Annotated in this window: 7 protein-coding genes; 4 read left to right on the forward strand and 3 right to left on the reverse strand. The window is 72.9% G+C overall.

From position 1 onward, the window contains the following. The first annotated feature begins 127 nt into the window (after positions 1 to 127). The 4 genes from SLAV_RS13055 (at position 128) to SLAV_RS13070 (ending at position 7,057) form a co-directional block, all read left to right on the forward strand. Positions 128 to 868, forward strand: a complete 741-nt coding sequence (locus tag SLAV_RS13055; RefSeq protein ID WP_030225711.1) for a response regulator transcription factor — start codon at positions 128 to 130, stop codon at positions 866 to 868. Further along, positions 865 to 1,944 (forward strand): HAMP domain-containing sensor histidine kinase, encoded by a 1,080-nt coding sequence (locus SLAV_RS13060; protein WP_030225713.1) that lies wholly within the window; start codon positions 865 to 867, stop codon positions 1,942 to 1,944. Before SLAV_RS13055 ends, SLAV_RS13060 begins: the two co-directional genes overlap by 4 nt. A 258-nt stretch (positions 1,945 to 2,202) precedes the next feature. Next, positions 2,203 to 6,120 carry a multifunctional oxoglutarate decarboxylase/oxoglutarate dehydrogenase thiamine pyrophosphate-binding subunit/dihydrolipoyllysine-residue succinyltransferase subunit gene (locus SLAV_RS13065; protein WP_030225715.1) on the forward strand — a complete coding sequence of 1,306 codons (3,918 nt, stop codon included), beginning with the start codon at positions 2,203 to 2,205 and terminating at the stop codon, positions 6,118 to 6,120. Between the two features lie 262 nt (positions 6,121 to 6,382). Further along, positions 6,383 to 7,057 carry a hypothetical protein gene (locus SLAV_RS13070; RefSeq protein WP_030225718.1) on the forward strand — a complete coding sequence of 225 codons (675 nt, stop codon included), beginning with the start codon at positions 6,383 to 6,385 and terminating at the stop codon, positions 7,055 to 7,057. 80 nt (positions 7,058 to 7,137) lie between these two features. Here SLAV_RS13070 and fxsT read toward each other — a convergent pair whose 3' ends face one another. From fxsT to SLAV_RS13085, 3 genes are all read right to left on the reverse strand, one after another. After that, positions 7,138 to 10,140, reverse strand: a complete 3,003-nt coding sequence (fxsT, locus tag SLAV_RS13075; RefSeq protein WP_030225719.1) for an FxSxx-COOH system tetratricopeptide repeat protein — start codon at positions 10,138 to 10,140, stop codon at positions 7,138 to 7,140. A gap of 124 nt (positions 10,141 to 10,264) precedes the next feature. Continuing rightward, the gene (locus SLAV_RS13080; RefSeq protein WP_234333395.1) at positions 10,265 to 11,779 is read right to left on the reverse strand and encodes an aKG-HExxH-type peptide beta-hydroxylase; all 1,515 of its coding nucleotides are present in this window, start codon (positions 11,777 to 11,779) and stop codon (positions 10,265 to 10,267) included. After that, positions 11,776 to 13,041 (reverse strand): FxsB family cyclophane-forming radical SAM/SPASM peptide maturase, encoded by a 1,266-nt coding sequence (locus SLAV_RS13085; RefSeq protein WP_078950109.1) that lies wholly within the window; start codon positions 13,039 to 13,041, stop codon positions 11,776 to 11,778. Before SLAV_RS13085 ends, SLAV_RS13080 begins: the two co-directional genes overlap by 4 nt. Between the last annotated feature and the right edge of the window lie 69 nt (positions 13,042 to 13,110).

Consider the following 13,110-nt stretch of genomic DNA (forward strand, 5'->3'; position numbering starts at 1 on the left):
GCGTGTTGTCCGGCAACGCGGTGCGCGGCCCGTCCACCCGGGTGTTCGCTGTCCGAACCGCACATAGCCGCAGGCCGGTGCCTCCTCTACGCTGCACCCCATCACGCGGGATCTTCAGGGGCGGGACATGGAACAGACACACACCACCCACAACGGCGCCGCGGCCACCCCGGGCGCCCAGCGGCGCGTGCTCGTGGTCGAGGACGACCGCACCATCGCCGACGCCATCGCGGCCCGGCTGCGGGCGGAGGGCTTCCAGGTGCAGACGGCCTACGACGGGCCGGCGGCCGTGGCGGCCTCCGAGAGCTGGCTGCCGGAGCTGCTGGTGCTGGACGTCATGCTGCCGGGCTTCGACGGGCTGGAGGTGTGCCGCCGGGTCCAGGCGCAGCGGCCCGTGCCCGTGCTGATGCTGACCGCCCGGGACGACGAGACCGACATGCTGGTCGGTCTCGGGGTCGGGGCGGACGACTACATGACGAAGCCGTTCTCCATGCGGGAGCTGGCCGCGCGGGTCCACGTACTGCTGCGCCGGGTGGAGCGGGCCACGCTGGCCGCGACCGCCCCGCGCGGGGCCACGCTGCGCCTGGGCGACCTGGAGATCGACCACGCGCAGCGGCGGGTCCGGGTGCAGGCGGAGGACGTGCACCTGACGCCGACCGAGTTCGACCTGCTGGTGTGCCTGGCGGGGACCCCCCGTGCGGTGCTCTCGCGGGAGCAGCTGCTCGCGGAGGTGTGGGACTGGGCGGACGCGTCGGGCACCCGTACGGTCGACAGCCACATCAAGGCGCTGCGCCGGAAGATCGGGGCGGAGCGGATCCGGACGGTCCACGGCGTCGGGTACGCCCTGGAGACCCCGGCGCAGGCGTGAGCGACCGGCCCCCGGGCGCGGGGTTGCGGCCCTACTCGCCGTTCTCGATCAAGACGAAGCTGGGCACGCTCGTCGTGGTGTCGGTGTTCATCACCACGGGTCTGCTGATGGTGGCGCTGCGCACGGCCACGGAGCTGCGGTTCATCACGGTGTTCTCGGTGATCGCCTCGATGCTGATCACCCAGTTCGTGGCGCACAGCCTGACGGCGCCGCTGGACGACATGACGACGGTGGCGCGCGCCATCTCCCACGGGGACTACACGCGCCGGGTGCGCGGGGCCGGACGCCGTGACGAGCTGGGCGATCTGGCCGCGACGATCAATCTGATGGCCGATGACCTGGAGGCCGTGGACAGGCACCGTAGAGAACTGGTCGCGAACGTCTCGCACGAGCTGCGCACGCCGATCGCGGCGCTGCGGGCGGTGCTGGAGAACGTCGTGGACGGGGTCTCGGAGGCCGATCCGGAGACGATGCGCACGGCCCTGAAGCAGACGGAGCGGCTGGGCCGGCTGGTGGAGACCCTGCTGGACCTGTCCCGGGTGGACAACGGGGTGGTGCCGCTGAAGGCGCGCCGCTTCGAGGTGTGGCCGTACCTGTCGGGGGTGCTGAAGGAGTCGGGGCTGGCAGCCGCGGGGCGGCCGGGGCTGGCGTCCGGTTCGGGCGGGCACACCCGTAACGACGTGCACCTTCACCTGGACGTGTTCCCTCCGGAGCTGACGGCGCACGCGGACGCGGAGCGGCTGCACCAGGTGGTGGCGAACCTGATCGACAACGCGGTCAAGCACAGTCCGCCGCACGGCCGGGTGACGGTCCGCGCCCGGGCCGGCGACGCGCCCGGGAGTCTGGCCCTGGAGGTCGTGGACGAGGGGCCCGGGATTCCGGAGGCGGAGCGGCACCGGGTCTTCGAGCGGTTCAACCGGGGTGCGGCGCGCGGCGGCGACGGGGGTACCGGGCTGGGTCTGGCGATCGCCCGATGGGCCGTCGGCCTGCACGGCGGGCACATCGGCGTGGCCGAATCGTCACGGGGTTGCCGAATCCTTGTCACTCTTCCGGGCAGCTCACCGGCATCGTCTTGACGTAGGGTTCTGGTGGGAAGGACATGATCTCGGCCACACGTGCCCGGGGTCGTCAGGGGTGCGAAGCCATGGGGGTCGCAACCTCGGTGCCCCCTACCCGAACCACGCTAGTTTCCCGCCATTCCACGTGACGAAACCCGCCGTTCGATGTGACCTGCGCGACGGAAGTCCCGCCCGGCCTGCAAGGCACCGTCCAGGAGGCGTAGCCTTTATTCCCGCTGTCCATACCTTGTGAAGCGGAAGAGGGCGGTTGCCGCCGTGTCGCCACAGTCCCCCAGTAACCCGAGCACCACGACCGAAGCAGCAGAGGGCGGGAAGACCCCTGCCTCAGGCTTCGGCGCGAATGAGTGGCTCGTCGACGAGATCTATCAGCAGTACCTCCAGGACCCGAACTCGGTCGACCGGGCCTGGTGGGACTTCTTCGCCGATTACAAGCCGGGGGGCGCTGTCGCTCCGGTGAAGGCGGACGGTCCCGGGAAGTCCACGACGACGGATGGCGCCTCCGCACAGGCCGCCACCTCCGCCGCAGCTCCTCAGGCCCCTGTCGCCGCCGCCACGGGGGCGGCGCGCGCCGTGCCCCCCGTCGCCGGCAACGGCTCCTCCGGAGCGGTCCCGGCCGCCCCGGCCGCTCCGCCTGTGTCAGCTCCTGCCCCTGCTCCTGCCACCCCCTCTGGTGCCCCTGCTGTGACTGTCACCTCCCAGGCCCCGGCCGCCGCACCGGCCGCGCCCGCCCCTCAGGCTCCGGCTCCGGCCGCCGCCCCCGTAGCCGCCCAGAAGGCCGCGCCCGCCACCGAGGCCCCCTCCGGCCCCGAACTGGTGACGCTCCGCGGCCCGGCTGCTGCCGTGGCCAAGAACATGAACGCCTCCCTCGACGTCCCGACGGCCACGTCCGTCCGCGCCGTCCCGGTGAAGCTGCTGTTCGACAACCGCATCGTCATCAACAACCACCTCAAGCGCGCCCGCGGTGGGAAGATCTCCTTCACCCACCTGATCGGGTACGCGATGGTGCAGGCCATCAAGGCCATGCCGTCGATGAACCACTCCTTCGCGGAGAAGGACGGCAAGCCGACCCTGGTCAAGCCGGAGCACGTGAACTTCGGCCTCGCGATCGACCTGGTGAAGCCCAACGGCGACCGCCAGCTCGTCGTCGCCGGCATCAAGAAGGCCGAGACCCTCAACTTCTTCGAGTTCTGGCAGGCCTACGAGGACATCGTCCGCCGCGCCCGCGTCGGCAAGCTGACGATGGACGACTTCACCGGCGTCACCGTCTCGCTGACCAACCCCGGCGGCCTGGGCACCGTGCACTCCGTGCCCCGCCTGATGCCCGGACAGTCGGTCATCATGGGCGTCGGCTCCATGGACTACCCCGCCGAGTTCCAGGGCACCTCGCAGGACACCCTGAACAAGCTGGGCATCTCCAAGGTCATGACCCTGACCTCGACCTACGACCACCGGGTCATCCAGGGCGCGGCCTCCGGCGAGTTCCTGCGCATCGTCGCGAACCTGCTGCTCGGCGAGGACGGCTTCTACGACGCCGTCTTCGAGGCGCTGCGCATCCCGTACGAGCCGGTCCGCTGGAACCGCGACATCGACGCCTCCCACGACGACGACGTCACGAAGGCCGCCCGCGTCTTCGAGCTGATCCACTCCTACCGGGTCCGCGGCCACGTCATGGCCGACACCGACCCGCTGGAGTACAAGCAGCGCAAGCACCCCGACCTCGACATCACCGAGCACGGCCTCACCCTGTGGGACCTGGAGCGCGAGTTCGCGGTCGGCGGCTTCGCCGGCAAGTCGATGATGAAGCTGCGCGACATCCTCGGCGTGCTGCGCGACTCGTACTGCCGCACCACCGGCGTCGAGTTCATGCACATCCAGGACCCGAAGCAGCGCCGCTGGATCCAGGACCGCATCGAGCGCGCGCACTCCAAGCCGGAGCGCGAGGAGCAGCTGCGCATCCTGCGCCGCCTGAACGCCGCCGAGGCCTTCGAGACCTTCCTGCAGACGAAGTACGTCGGCCAGAAGCGCTTCTCCCTGGAGGGCGGCGAGTCCGTCATCCCGCTGCTCGACGCGGTCATCGACTCCGCGGCCGAGGCCCGCCTCGAAGAGGTCGCCATCGGCATGGCCCACCGCGGCCGCCTGAACGTCCTCGCCAACATCGTCGGCAAGTCGTACGCGCAGATCTTCCGCGAGTTCGAGGGCAACCTCGACCCGAAGTCGATGCACGGCTCCGGCGACGTCAAGTACCACCTGGGCGCCGAGGGCACCTTCACGGGCCTGGACGGCGAGCAGATCAAGGTCTCGCTCGTCGCGAACCCCTCGCACCTGGAGGCGGTGGACCCGGTCCTGGAGGGCGTGGTCCGCGCGAAGCAGGACGTCATCAACAAGGGCGGCACCGACTTCACCGTCCTGCCACTCGCCCTGCACGGTGACGCGGCCTTCGCCGGCCAGGGTGTGGTCGCCGAGACGCTGAACATGTCGCAGCTGCGCGGCTACCGCACCGGCGGCACCGTGCACGTGGTCATCAACAACCAGGTCGGCTTCACCGCCGCCCCGGAGTCCTCGCGTTCCTCGATGTACGCGACCGACGTGGCCCGCATGATCGAGGCGCCGATCTTCCACGTGAACGGCGACGACCCCGAGGCCGTCGTCCGCGTCGCGCGCCTGGCCTTCGAGTTCCGCCAGGCGTTCAACAAGGACGTGGTCATCGACCTCATCTGCTACCGCCGCCGCGGCCACAACGAGTCCGACAACCCGGCGTTCACCCAGCCCCTGATGTACGACCTGATCGACAAGAAGCGCTCGGTGCGCAAGCTGTACACCGAGTCCCTCATCGGTCGCGGCGACATCACCCTGGAAGAGGCCGAGCAGGCGCTCCAGGACTTCCAGGGCCAGCTGGAGAAGGTCTTCGCGGAGGTCCGCGAGGCCGCCACGCAGCCGCCCATCAGCGTGCCGGCCCCGGCGCAGGCCGCGGCCGAGTTCCCGGTGAGCGTGAACACGGCGATCTCCCAGGACGTCGTCAAGCGGATCGCCGAGTCCCAGGTCAACATCCCCGAGGGCGTCACCGTCCACCCGCGTCTGCTGCCGCAGCTGCAGCGCCGCGCGGCGATGATCGACGACGGCACCATCGACTGGGGCATGGGCGAGACCCTGGCCTTCGGCTCGCTGCTGATGGAGGGCACCCCGGTCCGGCTGTCCGGCCAGGACTCCCGCCGCGGCACCTTCGGCCAGCGCCACGCGGTCCTCATCGACCGGGAGACCGGCGAGGACTACACGCCGATGCTGTACCTCTCGGACGACCAGGCCCGCTTCAACGTCTACGACTCGCTGCTCTCCGAGTACGCGGCCATGGGCTTCGAGTACGGCTACTCGCTGGCCCGCCCGGACGCGCTGGTGCTGTGGGAGGCGCAGTTCGGTGACTTCGTCAACGGCGCGCAGACCGTCGTCGACGAGTTCATCTCCTCCGCCGAGCAGAAGTGGGGCCAGACCAGCGGCGTCACCCTGCTCCTCCCGCACGGCTACGAGGGCCAGGGCCCGGACCACTCGTCCGCCCGCCCGGAGCGCTTCCTCCAGCTGTGCGCGCAGAACAACATGACGGTCGCGATGCCGACCCTGCCGTCGAACTACTTCCACCTGCTGCGCTGGCAGGTCCACAACCCGCACCACAAGCCGCTCATCGTCTTCACCCCGAAGTCGATGCTGCGTCTGAAGGCGGCGGCGTCGAAGGCGGAGGAGTTCACGAACGGTTCGTTCCGTCCGGTCATCGGCGACTCGACCGTGGACCCGAACGCGGTCCGCAAGGTCGTCTTCTGCGCGGGCAAGGTCTACTACGACCTGGAGGCCGAGCGGGAGAAGCGCGGCATCACCGACACGGCGATCATCCGCATCGAGCGGCTGTACCCGCTGCCGGGCGCGGAACTCCAGGCGGAGATCGCCAAGTTCCCGAACGCGGCGAAGTACATCTGGGCCCAGGAGGAGCCGGCGAACCAGGGTGCGTGGCCGTTCATCGCGCTGAACCTGATCGACCACCTCGACCTGGCCGTCGGCGCCGACATCCCGGCCGGCGAGCGCCTGCGCCGCGTCTCGCGTCCGCACGGCTCGTCCCCGGCGGTGGGCTCCGCGAAGCGCCACCAGGCGGAGCAGCAGCTCCTGCTGAACGAGGTCTTCGAGGCGTAGTCGCCCCGCTGAGCCGAACGGTCGGAAGGCCCGGTCCCCATGGGGGGCCGGGCCTTCCGGCTGTCCGGGGGGGGTCGGACCCGGCCGCCGGAAAGCGGCCGATGATCTTACCGAAGTCTGACGCACCCTCTGGGAACGCCCACAACTCCCCTTCCGCCTCTAGCGTGTTCGTACATCCCCCGAGTGTCACCGGTCGGCGCGAGCCGCACCCGGTGACGACTCGCATCCGGGGATGCATGAAATTTCACGAGAAGGCAGGAAAATGACGGTCGAGACGCTTCCCCTCTGCGCGTACCCGGAGTGCCCCAACCACCCCGAGGCGCCGACGCCCGGCAACCCCGAGCCCCGGTACTGCGCCCACCCCGACCACAACGCGCTGGGCGCGTTCCGCAGGTTCCGGGCCAAGCGGCAGCAGCGCAGGGACGAGAAGCGCCAGGCGGCCGAGGCCGGAAAGGCGGCCGGTAAGGCGCCCGGCGCGGAGGCCCTGCCGGACGTGGAGGGATCCGACCCCCGCACCGACCTCGTGACGCTCCTCTCCCGGCTGTCCGCGGACCTGCCGGGCTACATCGAGGAACTGGCCCTCGTCACGGACTCGGCCACCGCCGAGGAGCGCATCCGGACCGTGACCCGGGCCGCGGCCCAGCGGACCCTGGAGGCCGAACGGCGCACCGCGCTGGCGGAGGAAGCCGCGGACATGGCCGTCGCCCAACTGGACGTGGCGAAGCACCGGTTCGAGGAGGAGGTGGACAAGATCCGCCAGGAGGCCGCGCAGCAGGTCGCGGACCTGGCGTTCGTACGGGCCGAGCTGGAGCGCTACCGCGAGCGGGTCGCCCAGCTGGAGCAGCGGCTCGACGGCGTACGCGAGGAGGCGGACGCGGCCCGCCGGGAGCGCAGCGAGACCGCGCGGCAGGCCGAGCAGCACCGGTGCGCGGCCTGACGACCGCACCTTCGCAGACCGGTCCGGTGCCGCCACGGGACGGGGCGCCGGACGCCCCGCGGGTCTGCCGGGTCCACCGCCTACGGCTGGGGCTCGAAGTCCCAGTACGGGCGGGTCTGCTGGCGGGCCGAGACCGTGTGGACGTGCTGGGGGCCGAGGGTGCGGGTCAGGGCCTTGATGCCCGCCTCCTCGTGCTTGGAGGCCTCCGCGTCCTCCCGTACCGAGCGCAGGTCCGCGGCGAGGGCGATCTGGGCGCTGAGCGCCATCGGGTGGTCGGGGCCGAGGATCCGCTCGGCCCCCCGCAGCGTCTCGCGGCTGAGGTCGAGCGCGTCCTCCAGGCGGCCGGTGATGTTGCGGTGCCCGGTGGTGTTCAGGGCGCAGCCCAGGGTCCAGGGGTGGTGGTCGCCGAGCGCGGCCCGCATGCCGACCAGGGCCTGCTCGGCGAGGTTGAGGGCCTCCGTGCGTTCGCCCTGGGCCCGCAGCACCAGGGCGAGGTTGCCGACGGTGCCGATGCTGTACGGGTGGGCGAGGCCCAGCTGGGACTGGTAGCCGCGGACGACCTCCTCGGAGATCCGGCGGGCCTCCTCGATGTCCCCGTACTCGCGCAGGTAGGTGGCGTAGTCGGAGGCGACCATCAGCGTCCAGGGGAACTCGGCGCCGAACACCCGGGTGGAGCGTTCCAGGACGCTGCGCAGCCGGGAGCCGGCGCCGGGGATGTCGCCGGAGCGGCGCAGGCACATGCCGAGGTTGTGCTCGGCGCGCAGGGTCTGCGGGTGGTTGACGCCGAGGACCTGGGTGTTGAGCTTGAGGCCCTGTTCCTGGCGGGCGAGGGCCTCGCGGTAGCGGCCCATCAGGCGCAGTCCCATCGCGCAGCCGATGCCGGAGGAGAGGGTGGCGATGTGGCGGACCCGCAGGACCCGTTCGCGGCGGCGCAGGGTGTCCAGGTCGGTGTCGTAGGCCTCCTGGTAGCGGCCGAGCAGGCGCAGGACGACGGCGACGTTGTTCTGGGCGTTGAGGGTGGTGGAGTCGTCCTCGCCGAGGAGTTCGCGGTAGGTGGTGAAGGCGTGCTCCAGCAGGGTCCGGGCCTGGTCGAACTTGGCGGTGCTGAGCAGGACCCCGGCGTAGGTGCTGGTGGCGCGCAGGGTCTCCAGGTCGCGGTCGCCGCGTTCGGCGACGAGCCGGTCGGCGACCGAGCGGGCGAGGGTCTCGGCCTGCCGGAAGCGGCCGAGCATGCGCAGGGCGCCGCCGTAGTGGTAGCTGAGTTCGCGGACCTGGTCGTGGTCGTCGCCGAGCATGGCCCGCCAGACGCCGTCGGTCTGCTCGGACAGGCGCAGGCAGGTGCGGTATTCGCCGGCCAGGATCAGGTAGCGCAGACAGTGCAGCAGGAAGCTCTGGATGCGGGGGTTGCTGCTGGTCAGGACGCCCGCGGAGTCGAGGTGCGGGATGAGCTCGGCGTAGCGGGGCCAGAGCCGGGAGTCGGTGGGGCGGCCCGGGTCGGCGGCGGCGAGGACCTGGCGGACGGCGCGTGAGAGCTGGTCGGCCTCGTCCTCGGCGAGGTTCTCGCGGACGATGTTGTGGACCATGCGGTGCAGTTGCACGGTCTCCAGGCCGCCGCCCTCCTCCACGGAGAGGTCGGAGTACTCCAGGCGCACGACGGAGAACTGGACCAGCTTGTTGAGGGCCGCGTTCCAGCGGATCTGGTCGTTGATCAGGCCCGCGAGGTGTTCGGGGACGTCGTCGGCGGGGAACTCGCGCAGCAGGCGCAGCGGGACCCGGCCGGGGGCGAAGAAGACGAACAGCCGCAGGAGGGCGAGGGCGTCGGGGAAGTTCTCCCGGACGTTGTTGAGGAGTATGGCCAGCGCGGTCGGGAAGGGCAGCGGGTAGTCGTCGGAGAGGGTGACGGCCTCGTGGGAGTCGAGCCTGCGCTGGAGGAGGTTCAGGTACTCGCCCACGCCGATCGGCGAGTCGGCGAGCCAGCCGGCGGTCTGGTCGAGGGCGAGGGGGTAGTCCTCCAGCGCCTCGGCGAGCTGGTCGGCCTCCTCGCCGGTGAGGCGGCGGGCCCGGCGGCGGATGAAGGTGATGGACTCGGGGCGGGCGTAGAGGGGGACTTCGACGAGGCTGGTGTGGCGGGCGGCCCATTCGCGGTTGCGCGAGGTGATGATCACGTCGCCGGCGCCGGAGGGCAGCAGGTCGGTGAGGTCGTCGGGGTTGTCGCAGCCGTCGAAGACCATCAGCCAGCGGTGGAACGGCGCCCCGCGCCGCAGTGCCTCCAGTACGGCCCGGATCTGTTCGCCGTAGCTGCCGGCGCCGCGCGGCAGGCCGAGGGCGGGGGCCAGGTCGGCGAGGCGTTCGCGCAGGGTGGGGCGGTCCTCGGCGGGCACCCACCAGACGACGTCGTACTCGGAGGCGAAGCGGTAGGCGTACTCGGTGGCGACCTGGGTCTTGCCCACGCCGGACAGCCCGAGCAGGGTCACGGTGGACGCGCCGGGCGGTGCCTCGGTGAGGGCTTCGCGGAGCCGGCCGATGACGTCGTTGCGGCCGGTGAAGCGCGGGTTGCGGCGCGGGACCCGGCCCCAGATCTCGGGCGGGTCGTTGGGGAAGCGGGGCCCGCGGCGGCCGCTCTCGGTGCCGATCCGGTCGGTGGGCAGCTCCAGGCGGCGCAGCACCCGGTACTCGGCCTCGTAGGAGTCCAGGCCCCACAGGTCGGTCTTCTCCAGCGCGGCCACGGCGCTGGGCAGCGGGGCGTCGGTGAGGCAGACGGCGGCGAACCGGTCCGGGTGGGCCTCGGTGACGGCGCGCAGGGCGGTGTTCCACTCCTCGTCGGTGTGGGTGCCGGCGGAGAAGTAGCGCTCGCTGAGGACGAGGAGGACCTTGCCTCCCGCCCGGGGGAGGTCGTCCAGGGCCTCGGCGAGGCCGGGACTGGTCTGGGGGTCCCAGCGCTGGAGCGCGACGCGGTGGCCGTGCTCCTCCAGGCGGTGGGCGATCCACACCGCCCAGGGGCGGTTGAAGCCCGCGAAGCTGATGACGAAGCGCTGCGGCTGGGCGGCTCCGTCGCGGTCGAGTCGCGTACCGGTACCGGTCATGCGGCCGTCTCCCTGGGGTCCGGGCGGTGGACGGGACGTGAGGCGGTGCGAGGGGCGGTGCGGGGGCTGTGCGGGGGTGCTGCGGTGGCTGTGCGGGCTTGAAAGGTACCGCAGCCCGGGGCCCTCAGACCTGTACGAATGCCGCGAGTTCGGGGTGGGCCTCGCACCAGGCACGCCGCTCGCGCTCCAGCGCGCGCCGGGCGGTCGCGTGCTGGTCCCCGGGGGGCGGCAGTTCGTCCATGGTCCGCTCGGCGGCCGCCATTCCGTCCACGAACTCCCGCCCGGTGACCGTCAGTTGAGGCTGCGCCCGCAGTACGGGGAGGACGGCGGCGACCTGCGCGCGCACCCGCGCGTGCTGCGCCCAGGCGCCCCGGGCCCCGTACAGCGCGGCCCGCTGCCAGTACCCGGCCAGCGCCAGGTGGGCGTACGCCCCGTGCAGCAGCCCCTCCAGCGGCCTCGGGTCGCTGCGCCAGGGGGCCCAGAGCCGGGGCGTGCGGTCGGCGGTGTGCAGGGTGAGGACGTCGGCGAGGGCGGCCAGTTTGCCGTGCTGCACCTCGTGGACCAGGGTCGCCGCCAGCGCGGGCGGGGCCTGGGCGCGGGCCAGGACGGATCCGGCGGCCGCGGGGAGGGTGGCACCGCTGGAGCGGGTGCCGCCGCCGAGGGGCACGACCGTGCGCAGCAGCCGGCCGATCTCGTCCGCACGGGCGGAGTCGTAGCGCTCCAGCAGGGTGAGGGCGCCGGACCACTGGGTGTCCCAGCGCTTGTGGCCCTTGGGGGTGAGCCGGCGGGCCGGGCGTACGGGGGCCGGGTGCGCGGCGGGCGGGGCTCGGTAGGGGTCGAGGTCGTCGAGGGCGGTCCGGCCGCCGGGCAGGGCGTGCAGCGGGAGGGTGGCGCAGGAGTCCCAGGAGCGTTCGGTGAGGGCGAGCGGGCCGGGCCGGTCGGGGCGCAGCAGCCCGAGGGTGGGCAGGGCGAGCCGGCCGCCGACGGGCCGCAGGGTGGCCTTGAAGCCGATGCCGGCGCGCAGCGCGGCGGCGACGGCGAGCGCTCCGAGGTGGGCGAGGTCGGGCGGGGGTCCCTGGGACGCGTGCAGGCGGCGCAGGGTCTCCTCGGCCCAGACCCCGGTGGCGGGGTAGTGCAGGACGTCGCGCACGGCCTCGGGGTCCTGCCGTTCGGCCTCCTCCAGGAGCGCCCAGCGCTCGGCGGCCTCCGCGCCGGGCGCGGCGTCGAGGACGGCGCGCAGCAGCAGGAGCCGCTTGGAGCGGCGTACGTCGCGCACCAGGCGGGTGCCCTCGGCCGAGGGCTCGGTGGAGGCGAGGGCGCGCAGCGTGTGGGAACTGACGGCGAACCGCACGAGCCCGCCACCGGGCTCGGCCCCGCCCTCCAGTGCCACACCCTGGCCCCGGCCCTGGTCCCGGCCCTGGCCCCGGTCCACCGCCCGGGCCCAGTCCTCGGGCCTGCCCTGGGCCCGGACCCGGGCCCAGGGCAGGCCCTGGCCCGGGGACGGTGCCGCTCCCTCGGGCAAGGCCTGCTCCGGCAGCGGGACCCCGTCCGGAGGTGAGTCTCCGGCCCGGGGGTCCGGGATGGCGGGTACGGCCCGGGAACGGGGTTCGGCGTCGGCCGATCGGGTGTGGTGGGTCATGAGGCGGCTCGTCCCGTCGTCGCGGCCAGGTGCAGGGCCCCGGCGATGTGCCGGATGACGGCCTGGAGGTCGGCGCAGTACACGGACGGCCGGTGGAAGCCCTCCCCCTCGCGGTAGCGGTGCGGGTAGTGGCCGCCTCCGCACACCTCGACGAGTTCGCAGGACCGGCAGCCGGGTGCGAGGGCCTCCAGGCCGAGCTGGCGGGCCACGAAGCCGGGGTGGTCGAGCAGCTGGTCGAAGCTGTGGGTGTCCACGCTCATGCCGGTCGCGGCGGCCCCTTCGTACGCGGACTTCAGCGAGTCGGCCTGCTCGACGGTGCCGTCGGTCTCGACGACGGCGGTGGCCGCCGGGGCCAGGCCGAGCGTCTCGGTGGCGGTGGGCAGGCCCAGCAGCAGCGCGATGACCTCCTCGAAGATCCGGATCCGGGTCCGCCGCGCCCCGTCGTGCCACCAGCGGTCGAAGACGGCCAGCAGCCAGTCGCCGTACGGGGTCCCGGGTCCGGGACGGCCCGGTGGCGGGGTGCTCCAGTTGGCCAGCGGCAGCAGCAGGCCGATGGCGGGCGGCGCGAAGGCGAGCAGGGACTCGTACGTCTCCACCGGGTCCTGCGCCAGGTCCACCACGCACAGCACCCCGGCATAGCCGTCGGGGTGCCGGGCGAGCAGCCGCAGCCCGCGCGCGGCGGCACCGAAGCCGGGCCGCCCGCCGTGGTCCACGCGGCGGGCGTTGTGCGCGGGCAGTCCTCCGTCGAGGCTGACGCCGACCCGGATCCCGGCGGCGGCCAGGGCGGTGATCCGGCCCCGGGTCAGGAGGGTGCCGTTGGTCTGCACGCTCGCGGTGACGCGGGTGCGGGGTGCGCGCCGGGCCACGGCCGCCCGTACCGCGTCGACGGGCGCGGCGAGGGCGGCGGGGGCCGCCAGCAGCGGTTCTCCGCCGTGCAGGACGAGGTCGACGCGGGGCAGGTCGTGGGCGGCGGCGTGTTCGGCGATCCGCTCGGCGGCGCGCAGGGCGGTGGCCCGGGTCATGACGGCGGGGCGGGTGCGCCAGCTCTGGTCGGCCATCTCGTAGACGTAGCAGTAGGTGCACGCGAGGTTGCAGCGGCTGTGGGTCTTGAGGACGAACTGCCGGATCGGCTGGGGGCGGTGGCCGGCGGCGCGCAGGGCCGGCACGTCGAGCCGGGCGTACGGCCAGGGGGCGTGGAGCGCGTGCCGGTCGAGGGCCGGGTGCGCGGGCAGCACGGGACCGCTCGTGATCGCTCGGCTCATCCGCCGGCACCTCCCTCCCCCGGCCGACACCGGGGGGACCCCCGGGACGGTCCATCCCTGCCCCCCGGA

The organism is Streptomyces lavendulae subsp. lavendulae, from assembly GCF_002803845.1.
In the GTDB taxonomy this organism is placed as follows: domain Bacteria; phylum Actinomycetota; class Actinomycetes; order Streptomycetales; family Streptomycetaceae; genus Streptomyces; species Streptomyces lavendulae.